The organism is Arthrobacter sp. MA-N2, from assembly GCF_000517125.1.
In the GTDB taxonomy this organism is placed as follows: Bacteria; Actinomycetota; Actinomycetes; order Actinomycetales; family Micrococcaceae; genus Arthrobacter; species Arthrobacter methylotrophus.
Window position 1 is genome coordinate 3206841 of sequence record NZ_KI912155.1, and the last position, 20749, is coordinate 3227589.

The following is a 20749-nucleotide window of genomic DNA, read 5'->3' on the forward strand; positions in this document are numbered from 1 at the left end:
GCCGAATGGAACAAGTGGACTCCAACCACTCCCCCGAACCCGCACCAGCCTCCACCCGGGAGTTCTTCAGCAAGGCACTGGCTTCCAGGACCAGCGCCTCGGACATCGACCTCGACGGCAGCAATGTGGCTTATTGGTGCTACGAACCGGTCACTCTAACCACGGAGACACGAACCATACTGGTCATCCACGGCTTCCGCGGCGACCACCACGGACTGTTGCGGGTAGTGGACCATCTGCCCGAGATGCGGATCATCATGCCGGACCTCCCCGGCTTTGGCAGCTCGGAGCCATTCGCAGGCGATCCCCACACCGTGGAGCGCTACGGGAAGTTCATCACCGGTTTCATGGCGGCCTTGGATCTCGGATCGGACACGGTTCTCCTGGGGCATTCCTTCGGATCCATAGTCGCCAGCCATTTCGTCGCTGCAAACCCCGGTGCCGTGCGCCCCTTGATCCTGATCAATCCGATCGCGGCTCCCGCGCTTGAGGGGACCAAGGGCCTCATGACCAAACTGGCAGTTCTCTATTACCAGGTCTCCGCCGGCCTCCCGCGCCGGCTGGGCCTTGCCATGCTCCGCAGCCGCGTGATCGTTCGCATCATGAGTGCCGCGATGGCCAAAACCCGGGACAAGGAACTCCGGAACTTCGTCCATGGACAGCACGATGCGTACTTCTCCGCCTTCGCCGACCGCGCCAGCCTGCTGGAATCCTTCCGCGCCTCCGTGTCCAGCCATGTGGCCGAGGTCGCCGGGCAGCTGGACCTCCCCGTATTATTGGTGGCCGGGGAGAAGGACGAGATCGCGCTCCTCCGGGACCAGCACAAACTGATGGACGTCCTCCCGGACGGCAGGCTGGAAGTAATTCCCGACGTCGGGCACTTGATCCACTACGAGACCCCGGCGCCGGCCGCGGCCGCCATCCGCAGCTTCCTGGAGGAACACCCCGCGTGAAGATCGTCATCGACGCCCGTTTTACCCGCACGGACCATCATGACGGCATCAGCCGCTACGGCTCGAGCCTCATCGCGGCGACGTCCAAGATTGCGGATGTCACCATGCTGATCAGCGACAAACGCCAGTTGGCGCTCCTTCCCGACGTCCCCTACGTGCACATCAGCAGCCCGCTGTCTCCCCGTGAACTGTTCGTGGCGCGCGAAGTCAATAGGCTTGGGGCCGATGTTGTGGTTTGTCCCATGCAGACCATGGGAACCTGGGGACGCAAATACGGCTTGGTCCTCACCCTGCACGACCTCATCTACTACGAACACCCGGCTCCTCCGGGCTTCCTCCCTGCGCCGGTGCGGCTGCTCTGGCGGCTGTACCACAAGGCCTACTGGCCGCAGCGCCTGCTTCTCAACCGGGCAGACATCGTTGCCACCATCAGCCATACCACCGAGTCGCTCATGGCCAAGTTCAATCTGACCCGCCGGCCGGTGCGGATCATTGGCAATGCCCCCCAGCCTGGCCAGTCGCCGCGGGATCCCGCAGCGGGTGCCGAGAAATCCTTGCTCTACATGGGCTCGTTCATGCCGTACAAGAACGTGGAGACCATGCTCCAGGGCATGGCTGAATTACCCGAGTTCACCCTGCATCTGCTCAGCAGGATCACCCCCCAACGCCGTGCCGAGTTGGAACCCTTGGTTCCGCCGGGTGCACGGGTGGAGTTCCACAACGGCGTCACAGATGCCGAGTACGATTCGCTCTTGCTGCGGGCCACCGCCCTCATCAGCCTCTCCAAGGCAGAGGGCTACGGCCTGCCCTTGGTCGAGGCGATGGCGCTTGGCACTCCCGTGATCGCCAGCGACATTCCGATCTTCCGTGAAGTAGGCGGGGATGCCGTGAGCTATGTGCACCCGAACTCGGCTGCCGAATTTGCCGCGGCCGTCAAAGCCCTTGACGACGGAGAATTGTGGCGGGCCCGCTCACGACGGTCAGTGGAACGCGCGGCAGTCTTCAACTGGGATGAGTCAGCCCGTCAGCTTCTGGCCGTGGCCGAAGAGATCGTTGCGATGCGAGTCGGCAAGCGGCGCTAGAGGACGTCGACGCCGTCGAGCCGCAACTGTACGGGTCCTGACGTCCGCTTCGCCGCGCTGGCAGCCTTGACTGCCCGCATGGCCCGGGTGGCCTCGGCCGCGTGAGCGTACGGGATGAAGAACAGCGTCCGGACCTCCGGATCGCTCTCTTGCGTTGCTGCCCGCGACCCTGGTCCGCGCTGTGCCACGGGAGAGAGCGAAACCGGAGCCGGGCCGGCGGTGCGCAATTGGATGCCTTTGGCCAGGCTTTCCGTGAAGTGCACGACGTCGGCCCGCTGGCCCGTCACGGACGCGATCCGCACCGCAGGCGGCAACTGGAGTTCCTGCCGCAGTGCCAGCTCCCTTGAGGCGTACCCGGCCGCGTCCCAGCGCAACAAAGCCCCGGTCGCGGTAGTGTCGTCGGCCGTGATGACTACGAGCCCGCCTTCGCTGGCGGGCCGGACAAGTGCAGCCGCGTTAAACCAGCGACGCACGGTGTCTTCACCTGCACGCAGGTTTTCCCGGCGTAGGAGCGAATCACCGTCCAGGAGCAGGGCGGCAGCGTAACCCCCGGAAACAACTGGTTCAGCGCCCACCGTGGCCACCACCAAGGCACCGGCATCCGGAACGGTGGCCTTGACCTGGTCTCCCGAAGACGTCACAACGGCCTTGCCCGGAAAGGCCCTTCCCAGCTCTTCCGCGGTACGGAGCACTCCGGCTGCGCCCCTGCGAAGCCGTCCACCACCGCACGTGCGACAACGCCATTCCGGGGCCGGGGCCGAGCACCAGCGGCACTGTGGCAGCGCCGACTGCCCGGCGATGGCAAGAGGGCCTTGGCAGTTGTTGCATCTGGCGGGTTCGCGGCAATCCTCGCAGACGAGGGACGGAGCGTACCCTGCCCGGGCGACCTGTACCAGGACGGGACCGCGCTCCAGTCCTTCCTTGGCAGCCCGCCAGGCGGCGCCAGGCAAGCGTGCGATCCTGGCCAGAGGATCCCACTCCTGCTCGAAGCTGTCCGCGGTGTTGAGCACACGCGGCGTTTTGGCGCGGACCACGGTGCGCGGGGCTTCCACAGGCACGGCCCAGCCCACCTCGACAAGCCGCTGGAGTTCAGTGCTGCGGCTATGCGCGGCCATGAGGCAGGCTGAGGATTCCTGTTCCGAACGCAAAAGCAGGATTTCCCTCGTGTGGGCGTAAGGAGCGCGCTGGTCAATGTGGAGGTCGTCGCCGTCGTCCCAGCACACCACGAGCCCGAGGTCCTGCACTGGAGCGTATGCCGCGGAACGTGTGCCGAAAGCCACCTTCGCCTCGCCGCTGAGGAGCCGAAGGTAGCTTCGGTACCGCGGTGTCTGGCCGTCATCGGCCGTCAGGCGGGCGAGGTCCGTATCGGGAAGGACACAGCGTAACGCCGCCTCCATGCGGTCGAGATCTCGGTAGTCGGGCACAACCACGACGGCGCCCCTCCCGGAAGAGCGGACCGCGGCTACCGCTGATGCCACCAGCTGCGGCCAGCCCGCAATCCCAAAACCCTGCACTGCGGTCAGGACAGCCCGAGGCGCGCCACCAGCGGCCAGGTGCTGCAGGTACGGGGCGCCGTTGGTATACGAAGCCCACGCCGATTGCCCCGCGGTGGAGGAAACGCGTGCGGACATGATGGATTCGACCGGCCCCTCGAAAAGGGACTCGCCGGACAGCAACGCCTTCTCGAGGCGTGCCACACGCGGCGGGATGGCGGTGCGGAGCACATCGCTCAAGGTCCCGGCGTAACGGGCCGCGACGCTGGAGGCAAGCTCCAGCAAGGCAGGAGTGAGCACGCTGAGCGGCGAAACCACTTTGAGAAGCGGATTCAGGGTGTGCCCTGCCTCCGACGATTCCGCACGCTCCAGCACGTAGCCGTTGAGTTCCTGGCCGCTGAAGCGTACTTTGACCCGGACCCCCGCCGATGCACTGTCCGCGAACTCGGCCGGGACGCCGTAGTCGAAGGGCCGGTCCAAATGTGGCAAGGATGATTCGACCAGAACCCGCGCAACGGGGTTGATTGACGCGAGTGGCGGCCCACCGGCGTCGTTCGCTCGAGTGGGGAAGCCCTGCAACAAGGACGGCTGGCGGGCCGGCGAATGCACCGCCATGGCAAAGGGAAGCTGCGAATCATCGCTCATGCTTGTCACCTCCCTGGTTCGGCTCTTGAGTCAAGCCAAACACACACCACCGACAATCGGGCTCGGGCTGGCTGGGCTCGGGCTGACTGAGCTCCGGCGACGGGTTCAGGCGTTGAAGAATTCCTTCAGCTCGTCCACGCGGTCCAGTCGTTCCCACGTGAAATCGGGCTCGTCGCGGCCGAAATGGCCGTGCGCCGCCGTCTTGGCGTAGATCGGGCGCTTGAGGTCAAGGGCATCGATGATGGCGCGGGGGCGGAGATCGAAGATCTCCGCAATCGCTTCGCTGATCTTGGCCGGGTCAACAGTCTCCGTGCCGAAGGTCTCGACGTACGTACCGACGGGACGCGCTTGCCCGATCGCGTAGGCGATCTGGATCTCCGCGCGCTTGGCCAATCCTGCCGCGACGACGTTCTTGGCTACCCAGCGCATTGCGTAGGCGGCCGAACGGTCCACTTTCGACGGGTCCTTTCCGGAGAAGGCACCGCCGCCGTGGCGGGCAAAGCCTCCATAGGTGTCGACGATGATCTTGCGGCCGGTCAGCCCGGCGTCCCCGACGGGTCCGCCGATGACGAATGCGCCGGCGGGGTTCAGGATGTTCGCGACGTGCGAAATGTCCAGATTGGAAACCGCCAGGACGGGGTCGATGACGTGCGAGGCAAGATCCGCGCGCAGGCGATCCAGATGGGTTCCTTCGGCGTGCTGGCTGGAAATGACCACGGTTTCGACGGACACCGGCCGGTCGCCGTCGTATCCGACCGTCACTTGGGTCTTGCCGTCGGGACGCAAGTAGGCCAGCTCGCCGCTCTTGCGGACTACGGTGAGGCGCTCCGAAAGCCGGTGCGCAAGCCAAATGGGGGTAGGCATGTAGGACGGGGTTTCGTCGCTCGCGTAGCCGAACATGATGCCTTGGTCACCGGCACCCTGCAGGTCGTAGTCGTCCTCCTGGCGGCCTTCCCGTGCTTCGAGGGAGTTGAAGACACCTCCAGCGATGTCGTTGGACTGCTGTCCGATGGAGACGGACACGCCGCAACGTGCACCGTCGAAGCCGTTGGCGGAGGAGTCATAGCCAATTCCGAGGATGGTCTCGCGGACGATCTGCGGGATTTCGACGTACGCATCCGTGGTGACTTCGCCAGCCACGTGCACCAAGCCGGTGGTGGCCATGGTTTCAACCGCAACCCTGGACTCCGGATCTACCGCCAGGAGGGCGTCAAGGATCGCATCGCTGATCTGGTCGCAGATCTTGTCCGGGTGCCCTTCCGTAACGGACTCCGAAGTGAAGAGCCGGAGCTTGGACGGGTTTCCGTGGGATTCATGGTGCAGCGGTAAAGTCACTCGACTACCTTACTCGGTTGGGGCCGACCGGCTTCCGCCGTATGTCCCTGTGCTAAGGATGGACTAGCTAAGGATTGAGCCTCATCCGGCGCCTAGCTGGCCGGGTGCACGCGGCTCAGTTCAGTACTGACCCGGTCAATGACGGCGGCAGCAACGTCGGATTTGGAACCGGCCGCAGACTGCGGCGCAGCGCCACGGCCCGAGAGAATGATCACAGAATTCCGGTCTTGTCCGAAGACACGTCCGACGCCGACCTGGTTGACCACCAAAAGGTCGCAGCCCTTGCGTTTCAGTTTGGCGGTGGCGTGCTGCAGCACGTCGCCGTCTTCGTCCCCGGTTTCAGCGGCAAATCCGACGATCAACTGGGTGGATGCTTCAGCGTCGCGGCGCACAACCAGTTCATGGAGGATGTCGGGGTTCTGCACAAGGTGCACTACCGGAGCGTCGCTGCCGTTGACCTTCTTGATCTTGGTACCCGAGACTTCAGCAGGACGGAAATCAGCGACCGCGGCGGCCATGATCACGACGTCGGAGCCGACGGCGGCTTTGAGCGCGGCATCGCGGAGTTCCAGAGCGGATTCAACCTGGATCAGCTCGACGCCTGCGGGTGGCTGGACATCCATGTGGGCGGCGAGAAACCGGACTTGTGCCCCGGCGTCAAGGGCCGCGGTGGCCAGCGCAACGCCCTGCTTGCCAGACGACCTGTTCCCCAGGAAGCGGACCGGATCCAGGGCTTCCCTGGTACCTCCCGCGGAAATGGTGACGGTTCGCCCCGACAGCGGCTTCACGCCAGCAGGCTGGGTTGCCGGCGAGGAGGTGTCGACCAAAGCCATAGCGGCTGCGAAGATCGCTTCCGGCTCGGGCAGCCTGCCGGGCCCGGAGTCCGCGCCTGTCAGCCGGCCCACTGCGGGTTCCAGGACGGTAATGCCCCGACTGCGCAGTGTTTCCACATTCGCCTGGGTGGCTTGGTTATGCCACATTTCGGTGTGCATCGCGGGGGCGAAAAGCACCGGGCCGTGGGCCATGAGGAGCGTGTTGGTGAGCAGATCCCCGGCTTGGCCGGTTGCGGCCTTGGCCAGCAGATCGGCAGTTGCCGGGGCAACCACGATGAGCTCGGCTTCGTGACCGAGCCGGACATGGTTGACCTTCTCCACGTCGTCAAAGACGCTGTTGCTCACCGGGTTGCCCGAAAGCGCCTCCCACGTAGCGACACCGACAAATCGGCTGGCGGCCTCCGTGGGGATTACCGTGACATGGTGTCCGGCCTCAGTAAAAAGCCGGAGGAGCGATGCAACCTTGTAGGCTGCGATCCCTCCCCCGACTCCGAGGACTATGCGCACGTGACCTCCGTCAACAAGCAGTCTGTATTACTCTGCGGGTTCGATGGGGGTGGAAACCAGCAGGCCTTCGTTGATCTCGCGCAGGGCGATCGAAAGCGACTTCTCGTTCAGCTTCGTGTCGACCAGCGGGCCAACGTACTCGAAGAGGCCCTCGTGCAGCTGGGCGTAGTAGGCGTTGATCTGACGCGCGCGCTTGGCGCCGAAAATCACCAGACCGTACTTCGAATCGGCGGCAGCAAGCAGCTCGTCGATCGGCGGGTTGATGATGCCTTCAAGGTTCGTGGACACGAATTCTCCAAATTCTAACGGGCTGACTAGTGCTAGCGCTCAGCGCTGGTGCGGGGTAAGCCCCATGAGTGAAACAAGCTCGTCCGCTGCCCGGCGTACGTCGTCATTGATGACAGTGTGGTCAAACTCCGGTTCAGCGGCAAGTTCCAGTTTAGCGGTTTCCAGCCTTCGCCGCTGTTCCTCCGGGGTTTCGGTGCCGCGTCCGACCAAGCGGCGGACCATTTCGTCCCAGCTGGGGGGCGCGAGGAAGACGAAATTGGCGTCCGGTACTGCGGCCTTGACCTGGCGGGCACCCTGTAAATCGATCTCCAACAGCACGGACTTGCCTTCGGCGATGGCGGCATCCACCGTGCTGCGCAAGGTGCCATAGCGGTTCTTGCCATGGACGACAGCCCACTCAAGCAACTGCCCGTCTTCAACCAGTGCGTCGAATTCTTCGGCGGACTTGAAGAAGTAGTGGACTCCGTCGGTCTCCCCTGGACGCGGCGCGCGGGTAGTGGCTGAAACTGAAAGCCAGACCTCGGGGTAATTGTCACGGATATACGTGGATACGGTTCCCTTGCCAACGGCAGTGGGGCCTGCGAGGACGGTCAGTCCCGGATTCTTGCTCACATCGTCCTTCGTGGAGAGGCTCAATACGCTGCATTTCTGCTTAAACGCCGTATTTGTTTAGCCGTATTTGTTTAAACGCTGTATTTGTCTTCCATAAAATCTATCAGCGACCGGGACTGGTGAATTCCCAGACCCCTGAGCCTTCGTGAAGCGGCGATTCCGATCTCCTCCATGATGGCAGCAGCCCTGACCGGACCGATACCCGGAACAGCCTCAAGGAGCTCGGAGACACGCATGCGCGCGATGGCCTCGTCTGCCTGCGCAGATTTGATCAGCCCGGCGATGCTCAGTCCACCCGTCCTGAGCTGTTCCTTCGCGAGAGCCCGTCGTGCCCGGGCTCTCGCCGCCTTTTCCAAGGCGTCGGAACGTTCCTCTGGAGACAAAGCCTTCAACGTCACTGACACATCCCCCTTTGGCTGCGATCGAGCGCGTAGCGGTTTGGACTGATCCCGAAGCTACCGCTTGGTCCGTGCAGAGCGCAATGCACCAGACCCACCAAGATTGCGCTCAGGCTTGCAACAAGCCGTCACGGGTGGCCTCGGTGGCGGAGCGCAGTCCGGAAATCGTCGGACCGGCGGCGAGGATTCCACGGCTCGACGTCGCAAGGACCGCCGGATACGCGTCACCGAAGGTGGCACGCAAATCTGCCGGGGTAGCTCCTTGGGCACCCAGGCCCGGAGCCAGGATGGGTCCGTGAACGGCGTTGAGGTCCAATCCAAGTTCCGTGAGTGCTACGCCGATCGTGGCACCTACCACGAGCCCGACCGATCCCAGACCCCCAGGGCCCACGGTTCCGGCATAGCGGCGGTTCTCATTGGCCGCAGCCTCGACGATCCGCCGAGCCACGGACTCGGAACCGCCAACATGCTGCACTGACTTGCCCTCGGGGTTGGACGTCAAGGCGAGCACAAAAACCCCACGGCCATACTCGGCTGCGAGATCGAGCGCGGGCCGCAGTGACTCGAATCCCAGGTAGGGGCTCAGGGTGACGGAGTCCGCCGCCAAGGCCGATCCGTCACGCAGCCAAGCGTCGGCGTAAGCAGCCATCGTGGAGCCGATGTCTCCGCGTTTGGCATCGGCGATGCTCAACACTCCGGCGTCGGATGCCGCCGCAAGGGTCCGTTCCAGGACAGCCATGCCTGCCGAACCGTGTCGCTCGTAAAGCGCCACTTGCGGCTTGACCGCGGCAGCGAGGGCTGCCACGGCCTCCACCACCGTGAGCGAAAAACGCTCCAGCCCGGCGACGTCGTCGTCCAATCCCCAGTCCGCCAGGAGAGCCGGGTGGGGGTCGATACCGACACACAGGGGGCCGCGTGCGGCCATGGCGGCAGCCAGCCGGGAGCCGAACGGCTCCCGGTCTGCGGCAGACTCAGGCATTGACGGCCTCGATGGCTGCCTTTTGGGACGCAAGCAGCGCCGCGGCATGCTCCTGCAGGCTGGTCACCGACCATTCGTAGGTGCGCTGCGCCTCGATTGCCTGCACCGCCGCATTGAACTCCGCCACCGTGGTGATGCAGGGGATGCCGATGGACGTAGCAGCTGCCCGGAGTTCGTAGCCATCGCTGCGGGCTTCGCCGCCGGAGGGGGTGTTGAAGACCATGTCGATCTCGCCGGCAATGATGAGGTCTGCGATGGTGCCTTCGCCTTCGGCGCTGCTGCCTTCTGCGACCTTGCGGACCGGGGTGGCCTGGATGCCGTTGCGGCGCAGGACATCGGCAGTGCCACCCGTGGAGACAATCTCGAAACCGAGATCGGACAGGCGCTTGACGCCCATGATGACCGAACGCTTGTCACGGTTGGCGACCGAGACGAAGATCTTTCCTTCGGTGGGCAGCGCGTTGTTAGCCGCTGCCTGGCTCTTGGCGAAAGCGGTGTCGAAGTGCTTGTCGATGCCCATGACTTCGCCGGTCGAGCGCATTTCAGGGCCAAGCAGTGAGTCCACCACCTTGCCTTCAGGCGTCCGGAAACGGCTGAAGGGCAGCACGGCCTCCTTCACGGACACGGGCGCGTCCAGCGGAAGGTTGGAGCCGTCACCCGTTTCCGGCAGCATCTTGTAGGCACTGCGTAGCTGGTTGATCGTGACGCCGGTACCGATCAGGGCAGCGGCCTTGGCCATTTGCACGCCCGTTGCCTTGGAGACGAACGGCACGGTGCGGGAAGCCCGCGGATTGGCTTCAAGCACGTACAGAACGTCGGAGGCCAACGCGAACTGGATGTTGATGAGGCCGCGCACGCCGACGCCTTCCGCGATGGCCCGGGTGGCCGTGCGCACGCGTTCGATGACGTTGTTGCCGAGGGTGATCGGGGGCAACACGCAGGCGGAGTCACCGGAGTGGATGCCGGCTTCCTCGATGTGCTCCATGATGCCGCCGAGGTACATGTCCGTACCGTCGAAGAGCGCGTCCACATCGATTTCGACGGCGTCCTCCAGGAAGCGATCGATCAGCACCGGGTGATCCGGCGTGATTTCCGTGGCATTGGCGATGTAGCGCGACAGGTTGGGCTCGTCATAGACGATTTCCATTCCGCGGCCGCCAAGCACGTAGGACGGGCGGACCAGGACGGGGTAGCCGATTTCGTCAGCGATCTTCTTCGCGTCCTCGAAGGACACCGCTGTGCCGTTCTTCGGGGCAATCAGGCCGGCACGGTCCAGCACGAGGGAGAACATGCCGCGGTGTTCGGCGAGGTCGATCGCCTCGGGCGAGGTGCCCAGGATCGGCACGCCTGCATCCGCCAACTGCTGGGCGAGCTTGAGCGGGGTCTGGCCGCCGAGTTGCACGAACACGCCCATGACCCCGCCGGTCCGCTCCTCTGCCGCGATGACCTCGAGAACGTCCTCCAGGGTCAGCGGTTCGAAGTAGAGACGAGTGGAGACGTCGTAGTCCGTGGAGACAGTCTCCGGGTTGCAGTTGACCATGACGGTCTCGTACCCGGCCTTGCGCAGCGCCATGGAGGCGTGGACGCAGGAGTAATCGAACTCGATGCCCTGACCGATGCGGTTGGGACCGGAACCCAGGATGATAATGGACGGCTTGGAATGCAGGCCAACCTCGTCCTCTTCGTCGTAAGCCGAGTAGTGGTAAGGGGTGTACGCGGCGAATTCTGCGGCACAAGTGTCCACGGTCTTGTAGACCGGGCGGATGCCCAGGGCCTGGCGGACGCCGCGGACCACCGCTTCCGGATTGTGGGTCAAGAGACCGATCTGCTCGTCCGAGAATCCATGGCGCTTGGCGTGGCGCAACATGTCTTCGGTCAGGGCGCCGGCCGTGCGGATCTCCTGGGACGTTTCGTTGAGCAGCTGAAGCTGGTCCAGGAACCACGGATCGATCTTTGTGGCGGCGTAAAGGTCTTCCACCGAAGCACCACCGAGCAAGGCGCGCTGGACCTGATAGAGGCGGTCCGTCGTCGGGCGCTTTGACTTTTCGATCAGCTCCGGGACTTCCCATTCGGGCACGTGGCTAAAGTCCAGCTGCGAGCCCTTCTGCTCCAAGGAGCGGAGGGCCTTCTGCAAGGCTTCCGTGAAGTTGCGGCCCATGGCCATCGCTTCGCCGACGGATTTCATGGTGGTGGTCAGCGTGTTGTCCGCGGCCGGGAACTTTTCGAACGCGAAGCGCGGAACTTTGACGACGACGTAGTCCAGCGTCGGCTCGAAGCTCGCCGGAGTCTTCTGGGTGATGTCGTTCGGGATCTCATCCAGGGTGTAGCCGAGGGAGAGCTTGGTAGCGATCTTGGCGATCGCGAAGCCCGTAGCCTTGGAGGCCAGCGCCGAGGAACGCGAAACGCGCGGGTTCATTTCGATGACGACCACACGGCCAGTGTCCGGTTCGATGGCGAACTGGATGTTGCAACCGCCAGTGTCGACGCCGACTTCGCGGATCACGGCGATGGAGATGTCCCGCAGGCGCTGGTACTCGCGGTCAGTCAAGGTCAGCGCCGGAGCAACGGTGATCGAGTCGCCCGTGTGGACGCCTACCGGGTCGAAGTTCTCGATGGAGCAGACTACAACGACGTTGTCGTTCTTGTCCCGCATCATCTCAAGCTCGTATTCCTTCCAGCCGAGGATGCTTTCTTCCAGCAGGACCTCGGACGTGGGGCTGTACTGCAGGCCTTGGCCCACGATGCGGCGCAGGTCCTCCTCGTTGTACGCCAGTCCCGAGCCCAAGCCGCCCATCGTGAAGGACGGGCGGACAACCATGGGGTAGCCGAGGTCTTCCGCCGCAGTCAGTGCCTCATCCATCGTGTGGATGATATGGCTGCGGGCCGACTCGGCACCGCAGCGTTCCACCACGCCCTTGAATTTTTCGCGGTCTTCGCCAAGTTCGATTGCAGCAATGTTGGCGCCGATGAGTTCGACCTTGTACTTCTCGAGTACACCGTTCTTGTCCAAGGCGATGGCGGTGTTGAGGGCCGTTTGGCCGCCCAGGGTGGGCAGGATCGCGTCCGGGCGTTCCTTGGCGATGATCTTCTCGACCACCTCGGGAGTGATGGGCTCGACGTAGGTGGCATCGGCGAACTCAGGGTCGGTCATGATGGTGGCCGGGTTGGAGTTCACGAGAATGACGCGCAGGCCCTCCTCTTTGAGCACACGCAGCGCCTGGGTTCCGGAGTAGTCGAATTCGGCCGCCTGGCCGATGACGATCGGGCCGGAACCGATGACAAGGACGCTCTTGAGATCTGTACGCTTTGGCATTACTTGGTGTCCTCGTTCTTCGCGGAGTTCGATGTCTGAGTGTCGGCTGCCTGCACGGCGTCGCTGTTCTTCGTGCTCTCCATCAACTCAATGAAGCGGTCGAAGAGGTACGCGGCGTCGTGCGGTCCGGCGGCGGCTTCGGGATGGTACTGGACCGAGAAGGCCGGGATGTCGAGGCAGGCAAGTCCCTCGACGACGTCGTCGTTGAGACTGACGTGGCTGACCTCGACGCGGCCGAAGCGCTCTTCCGGGGCCAGGGTGGCGCCGTCCATGGGTGCATCGACGGCGAAGCCGTGGTTCTGCGAAGTGATTTCGACTTTCCCGGTACGGCGGTCCATCACCGGCTGGTTGATACCGCGGTGGCCGTACTTGAGCTTGTAGGTGCCGAATCCGAGGGCCCGGCCCAGGATCTGGTTGCCGAAGCAGATTCCGAAGTATGGCAGTTTCTCGTCAAGCACGGAACGGAGCAGCTTCACCTGGGCGTCGGCGGTGGCGGGGTCGCCAGGACCGTTGGACATGAAGAAGCCGTCCGGATTGACTGCCTTGACGTCTTCCAGCGTGGCGGTGGCCGGCAGCACGTGGACGCGAACGCCACGTTCAGCGAAGCGGGTGGGAGTCATGGCTTTGATGCCAAGGTCGATCGCGGCGATGCTGAACTTCGCTTCGCCTTTCCAACCGTGGTCTGCGGGTTCCACGACATACGCTTTATCGATACTTACTTCCTCGGCCAGGCGGGCGCCTTCCATCGGGGCGCTGGCGAGGACCGTGTCCAGGAGCTCCTTATCAGTGGCGTTGGCTGCCTCACCGGAGAAGATTCCCGCGCGCATGGTCTTGTGCTCGCGCAAGTGCCGGGTAATGGCGCGGGTGTCCACGGCCTGGATGCCGACGATGCCTTGTTCAACGAGCTCGGAGTCGAGAGATCGCTCCGAGCGCCAGTTCGAGGGGCGGCGTGCGGCGTCGCGGACCACATAGCCGGCCACCCAAATGCGGCGGGACTCGGCGTCTTCCTTGTTCACACCGGTGTTCCCGATGTGCGGAGCCGTCTGGACCACCAGTTGGCGGGCGTAAGAGGGGTCCGTGATGGTTTCCTGGTACCCGGTCATGCCTGTAGCGAAGACCGCCTCGCCCAGGGCGACGCCCGTGGCGCCATAGCTGCGGCCGCGGAACGTGCGGCCGTCTTCGAGCACCAGCACCGCTGCGGTGGATTCTACGGGGGTGGTATTGCCTGTCACTGTGCCTGCTACTGCATTGCTATCCGTCACTTTGTTACTTTCCACTATCGGCATCTGCCTGGGGGGCTGCAGAAATCAAATCTTGAAGCGCTTCGAGGAGCGGCTGCTTGTCTGAGGCGTGCCTGGTCCTGAATCCGGTATCGAGCTCATGTTCCCCGAGCATCCAGCTCAAGACCACGAGTCCGTCCTTTTCCACAAACTTGCCGGCCATTCCGTTGGCACTGTGGCAATCGGACACGGCGGCCGCCGGAACGAACAACGGTCCTGTCCCGGCGCGGTCGAACAAGACGCCTTCCGGATGGACACTCACTTCCGCGTTCCCGCGGAAGCCCAGCCCGTGGACGGCGATCCGGTCGAGCCAGTCTCCCGCCGTCGTCGTGGCCACATACTGTCCCTCCGTCACAACCATCGCCGGACTGAGTTGTTCGGGCACATCCGGAAGTTGCCCAAGGCTGGCCTGCCGTTTGAGCCGGCTGCGCCAGCCTTTCGCGATGAGCCCCGCGGCAAGCGCAGCAAGGACGACGACGATGAGCAGGGACGCGATCTTGTCCATCAGTTGCTGCTGCCTGTGCCGGAAGAATCCGCGGCGTAGCGGTATGGCGTGTTGAGCTTGCCATCCAGTACGGTCGGGTGGCCCTTGAAGAACGTGGCTAGGACGGCGCCCGGCAGCTCCCTGCCCGCAAAGGGTGAGTTCCGGCCCATTGTCGCCATCTTATGTGGGTCCACTGTCCAGCGGGCAGCCGGGTCCACGAGGATCACATTGGCGGGCTCACCGGCCTCGAGCGGACGTCCTTGGTCAGTCACGCGGCCAATGGCGGCGGGCACCGTGGACGTTACGCGGGCGAAGTCGGCCCACGTCATGAGCCCGGTTTCGATCATGGTTTCCTGGACCACCGACAGGGCGGTCTCCAGTCCCGTCATGCCCATGGCCGCCTGGGCCCATTCACATTCCTTGTGCTCGCTCGGATGCGGAGCGTGGTCCGTTCCGACGACGTCGATGGTGCCGTCGGCCAGCCCGGCTCGGAGCGCCTGGACGTCCGCATCGGTGCGGAGCGGCGGGTTGACCTTGTAGACGGGGTCGTAGCTACGGACCAGCTCATCGGTGAGCAGCAAGTGGTGGGGCGTGACCTCGGCGGTGACGTTGATGCCGCGTTCCTTGGCCCAGCGGACGATCTCCACGGATCCTGCCGTGGAAACGTGGCAGACGTGCAGGCGGGACCCGACATGCTGGGCGAGGAGCACGTCGCGGGCGATGATGCTTTCCTCGGCCACTGCAGGCCACCCTGCAAGGCCGAGCACCGCGGAAACTGTGCCCTCGTTCATCTGTGCTCCGGCAGTAAGGCGGGGTTCCTGCGCATGTTGGGCGACAACGCCGTCGAACGCCTTGACATACTCCAGGGCCCGGCGCATGAGCACGGGATCGTGCACGCAGATGCCGTCGTCGGAGAAGACCCGAACCTGGGCGCGCGAGTCTGCCATGGCGCCGAGCTCGGCAAGCTGCTCGCCGGCAAGTCCCACTGTGACCGCACCTACCGGACGGACATCCACCCAGCCCGAGGCGCGGCCCAAGCTGTGGACCTGCTCGACGACGCCGGCGGTGTCGGCCACCGGGTTGCTGTTGGCCATGGCGTGTACGGCTGTGTAACCGCCAAGGGCTGCGGCGCGCGTCCCCGTTTCAACCGTTTCGGCGTCTTCGCGACCGGGCTCGCGCAAGTGGGTGTGGATGTCGACCATGCCGGGAAGTGCCACGAGGCCAGCGGCTTCGATGACGGTGGCCCCTTCGGCGGAAAGGCCCGTGCCACGCTCGGCGATAACTCCTTCGCGGATCAACAGGTCTTCTGCGCTGCCGCCCAGGATGGCCGCGCCGCGGATCAGATAGGTGCCGCTTGCTGTTCCTGGTGCGGTCTCGGTCATCAGTTGTTCTCCTTGTCGGAACGGGCGGTGCCCGGCGGGCTGACGGCTTCACGGGAATCCCCCGAGAGCAGCAAGTACAGGGCGGCCATCCGGACGGATACACCGTTGCGAACCTGGGCCAGCACGGTGGAGCGGGGTGAATCGGCGGCGGCGGACGAAATCTCCAGTCCGCGGTTCATGGGGCCGGGGTGCATGATGATGGTGTCCTTGAGGCCGAGGTCGTCGAGCGCGCGCAGGCGCGCATCGTCGAAGCCCCAGCGGCGCGAATACTCGCGCGTGGAGGGAAAGAAGGATGCGTTCATGCGCTCACCCTGGACGCGCAGCATCATCATCGCGTCGACACCGGCCTGAAGGGTCTCGTCGAGGTTGTAACTGACCTTGCACGGCCAATGCTCGACGCCGATCGGCAGCAAGGTGGGCGGGGCCACCAATGTTACTTCCGCGCCGAGCGTGCGCAACAGCCACACGTTCGAACGGGCGACGCGGGAGTGCAAGACGTCACCCGCGATGGCTACACGCATTCCCGTGAGGTCCGCGCCAGTGGACGCCGAGCCTTTGAGCTTGGCCCAATGGCGACGCATGGTGAACGCATCCAGGAGAGCCTGCGTGGGGTGTTCATGGGTGCCGTCCCCGGCGTTGATGACCGCGGCGTCGATCCAGTCAGTGGACGCCAGGCGGTGCGGCGCCCCGGACGCCCAGTGACGGATGACCACGGCATCGGCCCCCATGGCTGCGAGGGTCTGCGCGGTGTCCTTGAGCGACTCGCCCTTGGACACCGACGAACCCTTGGCGGCAAAGTTGATGACGTCGGCAGAAAGCCGCTTTGCCGCCGCCTCGAAGGAAATTCGGGTGCGGGTGGAGTCCTCGAAGAAGAGGTTGACCACGGTCCGGCCACGCAAGGCGGGCAGCTTCTTGACCTCCCGGTCCCCCACTGCAGCCATCTCTTCCGCGGTGTCCAGGATCCGGATTGCGTCGCCCGCGCTGAGGTTCTCGGTGGAGAGCAAATGTTTCACGCGCCGGCCTCGATGACTACTTCATTGATGGGCCGGCCATCCACCGAATCGATTTCCTCGAGGTGGACCCGGACCTTTTCCGAGGAAGACGTTGGCAGGTTCTTGCCGACGTGGTCCGCGCGGATGGGGAGTTCGCGGTGGCCGCGGTCAACCAGGACTGCAAGGCGGACGATGCGCGGCCTGCCAAGATCGATAATGGCGTCGAGGGCGGCCCGGATGGTACGGCCTGAGTACAGGACGTCATCGATCAGGACAACAACCTTGTTGTCGATGCCGGACAACGGAAGTCTCGTGGGATAAGGCGGCCTGGCGGGCTGGTGCGAAAGATCGTCACGGAACATGGTGACGTCCAGCTGGCCGACAATGGCCGAGGCATTGACAGACGGATCTGCGGAGGCGATCTTGTCTGCCAGCCGCACGGCCAGCGGATAGCCGCGGCGTGGGATGCCTAAAAGAACCAAATCCTGGGAGCCTTTGTTGGCTTCGAGGATCTCGTGGGCGATACGAGTGAGAGCACGGTCGATATCCGCATGGTTTAGGACAACCCGGGACGGCACCGGTGCAGTGACTTCAGTCAACGCTCGTCTCCCCTTTCCCCGCCTCACGGGACGGAATTAAAAAAGGAACATTTGCCCTTCAAAATTACCACAGGGGCGACGCCGGTCCGACGCGCCCGGGGGCACCGGGAATGCGTTTTAGCTCACAGTGGCGCGGGCGATGTTCGGCTGCCCCAGGGTCTCTTGAGGTCAGCCCAACTGACTGGCAGCAGATGTCGTTATGAAGGCTCATAACGACCTTAACTGCCAGTCAGTTGGGCTGATCCTTCCAACGCCGCCTAGGCGAGCAGGGAAGGCTTCAGCGTCTGCAGGCGGCCGAGGAGGCCATTGATGAATGCGGGCGATTCATCGGTGGACATGGTCTTGGCCAGTGCCACGGCTTCGCTGACCGCGACACCGTCCGGGACGTCGTCGTTGTAGAGAAGTTCCCAAGCGCCGATACGCAGGATGATGCGGTCAACGGCGGGCATCCGCTCCAAGGTCCAGCCTTGCGCGTAGGTCTGCAGGAATTCGTCGATAGTGGGCTGCATGGAAACCACGCCCTCTACGATGTCCGTTGTGTATGGGTTGACCACGAGATCGGTCATTTCCCTGCGGGCCTTCAAGACCTCGAACGCGGAGGCGGAACGCTGCTCCGCTTCGAACAGTACTTCGAGGGCCCTTGTACGGGCCTTGCCACGGGCGCTCACTAGTCGTTGACCCGGCCCAGGTAGCTGCCGTCGCGGGTGTCGACCTTGACCTTGGTGTTGTTCTCGACGAACAGGGGCACCTGGATCTCGTAGCCGGTCTCAAGTGTGGCCGGCTTGGTTCCGGCGGAGGAGCGGTCGCCCTGCAGGCCCGGCTCGGTGTACGTGATTTCGAGGACCACGCTAGGGGGTAGTTCAATGTAGAGCGGGGTGCCCTCGTGGATGGCGATGTTGACCATCTGGTTTTCCAGCATGAAGTTGGTCGCATCGCCAACCGTGGCACCGGAAACGGTGATCTGGTCGAAGTCCTGGGTATCCATGAAGACGAAATCTGCACCGTCCTGGTACAAGTACTGGTAATCGCGGCGATCCACCGTGGCGGTTTCAATCTTGAGGCCGGCGTTGAAGGTCTTGTCCACCACCTTGCCCGACATGACGTTGCGCATCTTGGTGCGCACGAACGCGCCGCCCTTGCCAGGCTTGACGTGCTGGAACTCAATGATGTTCCAGAGCTGGCCCTCGAGCTTCAGCACGGTTCCGTTCTTGATGTCATTTGTGGTTGCCACTAGTATCCTCTGGTTTCTCTCACTGGTTCTAGCTACGCTCGCTGGCTTCCAGTCGACTATGCCAAGCAGGCATGCCTTGACGGCCGCCAGCGCGTATTTATCAAAAATCCAAAGACCATTCTACCGGCAAAAAGCACTCCGGCTGCAGCGGCCCTTGTCCAAGCGGGAGATTGTTCAGGCGGCGAACCCGCCTAGGACGCGAATTCGAGGACGTACCGGGCGCGCTGAAGGGCCACGGCAGAGGAATAAATCAGTGAAGCGTCGGCTGCCTGGGCGACGCGCAGGTTCAAGGCTTTGTTAAACGACTCCGCCGCGGCGACCGGATTTCCGGCTACGAAATACGCCCGCCCCAGATACTGCTGGACGATTGGCTCCCTGACGGTTCCGTGGACCTCCGCGAGGAGCTGGCGGAAGAGCTCCACGGCGCGGTCGAAGCGGCCCGTGGCGCGGTGTAGTTCGGCTTCGATAATCCGCAGATTGAAGCACTCGGGGGCGTTGTAACGGGCCTCCGCAAGCAACTCCGCGGCTTCACCCGGGTGTCCTTCGAGCATGAGGGCCATGATCCGGTCGGCTGGATCGGCGGACTCGGCCAACGCGGAATACATGGCTTCCTCGTTGACGATCGCTGGCAGGAGCGTGTCCGGGTTGATGCGCACACCGGGAAAGCCGCCCGTGGGCCAATCGCTGATGCTGCTGAACGTTTCGGTCGTCATGATGCGATCTCCTGGTAGGCAGCGAAAAGGAGCGATGTGTCCGGAACGTCGAGGATTCCGGGCTTGGCCACGCCGTCGAGCACAACGAAACGCAGAAGGTCGCCGCGCGACTTCTTGTCACGACGCATTCCGTCGAGCAGGCCCTGCCAGCGGTCCCGGCGGTAGCTGACAGGCAACCCAAGTCCCTCGAGGATAGTGCGGTGCCGGTCGGCGTCGACCTCGGAAAGCCTGCCGACGCTGCGGGCGAGCTCGGCCGCGAACATCATGCCCACGGAGACCGCTGCGCCATGGCGCCAGGAGTAGCGTTCCACGAGCTCGATCGCGTGGCCGAGGGTGTGGCCGTAGTTCAGGATTTCGCGCAGGCCGGATTCCTTGAGGTCTTCGGAAACCACTTTCGCCTTGACCGCAATGGCCCGTTCGATGAGCTCGCGGAGCACAGCCGAACCGGGGTCAGTGACCTCTTCCGGCTTGTTCTCGACGAGGTCCAAGATGGCGGGATCAGCAATGAAACCGCACTTGATGACCTCCGCCATTCCCGAAATCAACTCATTTTTGGGAAGCGTCTGAAGCGTGTCCAGGTCCGCCAAGACAGCTGCGGGCGGGTGGAAGGAACCCACCAGGTTCTTTCCTTCGGCGGTGTTGATGCCGGTCTTACCGCCCACGGACGCGTCCACCATACCGAGGAGGCTCGTGGGCATGTGGATGACTTTGACACCGCGCAGCCACGTGGCGGCGACGAAGCCAGCCAAATCGGTGACCGCACCGCCGCCGACCGCCACAATGGCGTCGGAGCGGGTGAAGTCATTCTGGCCAAGCACCTGCCAGCAGAAAGCGGCAACCTGGATATGCTTGCCTTCTTCAGCATCTGGGATCTCGGCCGTGACGGCGGTGAATCCGGAAGCCTCCAGCTCAGCGCGGACCGTGTCGCCCGTAAGGCGCAGTGCCCGTGGATGGACCACCAGGACGCGCTTGACGCGCTCCCCCAGTTTCGCGGGAAGGGTCTCCAAGAGGCCTCGTCCGATGACGACGTCGTAATTCTCGTTGGCCGACTGGCCGGTGACCTTGATGACAGTTGCTTCGTTACTCACTTTTGCACTTCCTCTTTCAAGGCCGCGTATTCACGCAGTCTTTCCTCCACGTCGAGCGCGATTTCCGCCACGGTTCCGGTCCGGACGTCGATGACGACATCTGCCAGGCGTTCGTAGACAGGGCGCCGGGCCGCAAAAAGGGTCTCCCATCGGGCCATCGCATCGCCGGCAAGGAGCGGCCGGCCGGTGTTGCGGGCGATGCGTTCGGCGACCGTCCCCGCATCACACTCGAGGTAGACCACTGTGCAGTCACCCAACAGTTGTTGCGTGCCGGAGTCCAGTACCGCTCCGCCGCCAAGCGAGACAACCGCACCGCTGATGTCCGCGGCTTCAATGGCTCGCGCAACTGTCCTGGCCTCGATCTCCCGGAACGCGTGTTCTCCGCGACCCGCGAAAATATCGGCGATCGTTCCGTGGTGTTCAACAATGATGGCGTCGGTGTCCACGAACGGAACGCCCAATTGTTGCGAAAGCTGGTGGCCAATGACCGACTTGCCAACCGCCATGGGCCCGACCAGGACGATCGCGCGCCCGGCACTGGC

Annotated in this window: 20 protein-coding genes; 2 read left to right on the plus strand and 18 right to left on the minus strand. The window is 63.9% G+C overall.

The window, feature by feature from the left end:
• Positions 1–5: 5 nt before the first annotated feature.
• The gene (locus tag A3M3_RS0115705) at positions 6–953 is read left to right on the plus strand and encodes an alpha/beta fold hydrolase (protein WP_028267120.1); all 948 of its coding nucleotides are present in this window, start codon (positions 6–8) and stop codon (positions 951–953) included.
• Entirely contained in the window at positions 950–2035 is a 1086-nt protein-coding gene (locus A3M3_RS0115710; RefSeq protein ID WP_028267121.1) for a glycosyltransferase family 4 protein, read from the plus strand. Before A3M3_RS0115705 ends, A3M3_RS0115710 begins: the two co-directional genes overlap by 4 nt.
• On the opposite strand, the gene A3M3_RS0115715 is transcribed toward A3M3_RS0115710, so the two are convergent.
• From A3M3_RS0115715 to A3M3_RS0115800, 18 genes are all read right to left on the minus strand, one after another.
• The gene (locus A3M3_RS0115715; protein WP_231497285.1) at positions 2032–4173 is read right to left on the minus strand and encodes a primosomal protein N'; all 2142 of its coding nucleotides are present in this window, start codon (positions 4171–4173) and stop codon (positions 2032–2034) included. The genes A3M3_RS0115710 and A3M3_RS0115715 overlap by 4 nt on opposite strands.
• A gap of 105 nt (positions 4174–4278) precedes the next feature.
• Positions 4279–5508 (minus strand): methionine adenosyltransferase, encoded by a 1230-nt coding sequence (gene metK / locus A3M3_RS0115720; protein ID WP_028267123.1) that lies wholly within the window; start codon positions 5506–5508, stop codon positions 4279–4281.
• A 92-nt stretch (positions 5509–5600) separates the two neighbouring features.
• The gene (coaBC, locus tag A3M3_RS0115725) at positions 5601–6848 is read right to left on the minus strand and encodes a bifunctional phosphopantothenoylcysteine decarboxylase/phosphopantothenate--cysteine ligase CoaBC (RefSeq protein ID WP_028267124.1); all 1248 of its coding nucleotides are present in this window, start codon (positions 6846–6848) and stop codon (positions 5601–5603) included.
• 27 nt (positions 6849–6875) lie between these two features.
• Positions 6876–7136 (minus strand): DNA-directed RNA polymerase subunit omega, encoded by a 261-nt coding sequence (gene rpoZ, locus A3M3_RS0115730; RefSeq protein WP_028267125.1) that lies wholly within the window; start codon positions 7134–7136, stop codon positions 6876–6878.
• A 39-nt stretch (positions 7137–7175) separates the two neighbouring features.
• Positions 7176–7748 (minus strand): guanylate kinase, encoded by a 573-nt coding sequence (gene gmk / locus A3M3_RS0115735; protein ID WP_028267126.1) that lies wholly within the window; start codon positions 7746–7748, stop codon positions 7176–7178.
• Positions 7749–7819: 71 nt separating this feature from the next.
• Entirely contained in the window at positions 7820–8146 is a 327-nt protein-coding gene (gene mihF / locus A3M3_RS0115740) for an integration host factor, actinobacterial type (protein ID WP_028267127.1), read from the minus strand.
• Positions 8147–8255: 109 nt separating this feature from the next.
• Positions 8256–9125, minus strand: coding sequence for an orotidine-5'-phosphate decarboxylase (gene pyrF, locus A3M3_RS0115745; protein ID WP_028267128.1), 870 nt, complete (start codon positions 9123–9125; stop codon positions 8256–8258).
• Positions 9118–12438: a carbamoyl-phosphate synthase large subunit gene (gene carB, locus A3M3_RS0115750; RefSeq protein WP_028267129.1), complete on the minus strand. Its 3321-nt coding sequence runs from the start codon at positions 12436–12438 to the stop codon at positions 9118–9120. The genes pyrF and carB overlap by 8 nt, the downstream gene beginning before the upstream one ends.
• On the minus strand, positions 12438–13724 hold the full coding sequence (gene carA / locus A3M3_RS0115755; RefSeq protein WP_028267130.1) for a glutamine-hydrolyzing carbamoyl-phosphate synthase small subunit: 1287 nt from the start codon (positions 13722–13724) through the stop codon (positions 12438–12440). The genes carB and carA overlap by 1 nt, the downstream gene beginning before the upstream one ends.
• Complete coding sequence (locus A3M3_RS0115760) at positions 13705–14223, minus strand: PH-like domain-containing protein (protein ID WP_028267131.1); 519 nt, start codon at positions 14221–14223, stop codon at positions 13705–13707. The genes carA and A3M3_RS0115760 overlap by 20 nt, the downstream gene beginning before the upstream one ends.
• On the minus strand, positions 14223–15584 hold the full coding sequence (locus A3M3_RS0115765; RefSeq protein WP_028267132.1) for a dihydroorotase: 1362 nt from the start codon (positions 15582–15584) through the stop codon (positions 14223–14225). The genes A3M3_RS0115760 and A3M3_RS0115765 overlap by 1 nt, the downstream gene beginning before the upstream one ends.
• Positions 15584–16597, minus strand: a complete 1014-nt coding sequence (locus A3M3_RS0115770; protein ID WP_028267133.1) for an aspartate carbamoyltransferase catalytic subunit — start codon at positions 16595–16597, stop codon at positions 15584–15586. Before A3M3_RS0115770 ends, A3M3_RS0115765 begins: the two co-directional genes overlap by 1 nt.
• On the minus strand, positions 16594–17175 hold the full coding sequence (gene pyrR / locus A3M3_RS0115775) for a bifunctional pyr operon transcriptional regulator/uracil phosphoribosyltransferase PyrR (protein WP_028267134.1): 582 nt from the start codon (positions 17173–17175) through the stop codon (positions 16594–16596). Before pyrR ends, A3M3_RS0115770 begins: the two co-directional genes overlap by 4 nt.
• Positions 17176–17432: 257 nt before the next feature.
• On the minus strand, positions 17433–17843 hold the full coding sequence (nusB, locus tag A3M3_RS0115780) for a transcription antitermination factor NusB (RefSeq protein WP_028267135.1): 411 nt from the start codon (positions 17841–17843) through the stop codon (positions 17433–17435).
• On the minus strand, positions 17843–18406 hold the full coding sequence (efp, locus tag A3M3_RS0115785) for an elongation factor P (protein WP_028267136.1): 564 nt from the start codon (positions 18404–18406) through the stop codon (positions 17843–17845). Before efp ends, nusB begins: the two co-directional genes overlap by 1 nt.
• 191 nt (positions 18407–18597) lie before the next feature.
• Positions 18598–19119: a tetratricopeptide repeat protein gene (locus A3M3_RS0115790; protein ID WP_028267137.1), complete on the minus strand. Its 522-nt coding sequence runs from the start codon at positions 19117–19119 to the stop codon at positions 18598–18600.
• Positions 19116–20207 carry a 3-dehydroquinate synthase gene (aroB, locus tag A3M3_RS0115795; RefSeq protein ID WP_028267138.1) on the minus strand — a complete coding sequence of 364 codons (1092 nt, stop codon included), beginning with the start codon at positions 20205–20207 and terminating at the stop codon, positions 19116–19118. The genes A3M3_RS0115790 and aroB overlap by 4 nt, the downstream gene beginning before the upstream one ends.
• Entirely contained in the window at positions 20204–20713 is a 510-nt protein-coding gene (locus tag A3M3_RS0115800; protein WP_051423359.1) for a shikimate kinase, read from the minus strand. Before A3M3_RS0115800 ends, aroB begins: the two co-directional genes overlap by 4 nt.
• Positions 20714–20749 lie beyond the last annotated feature (36 nt).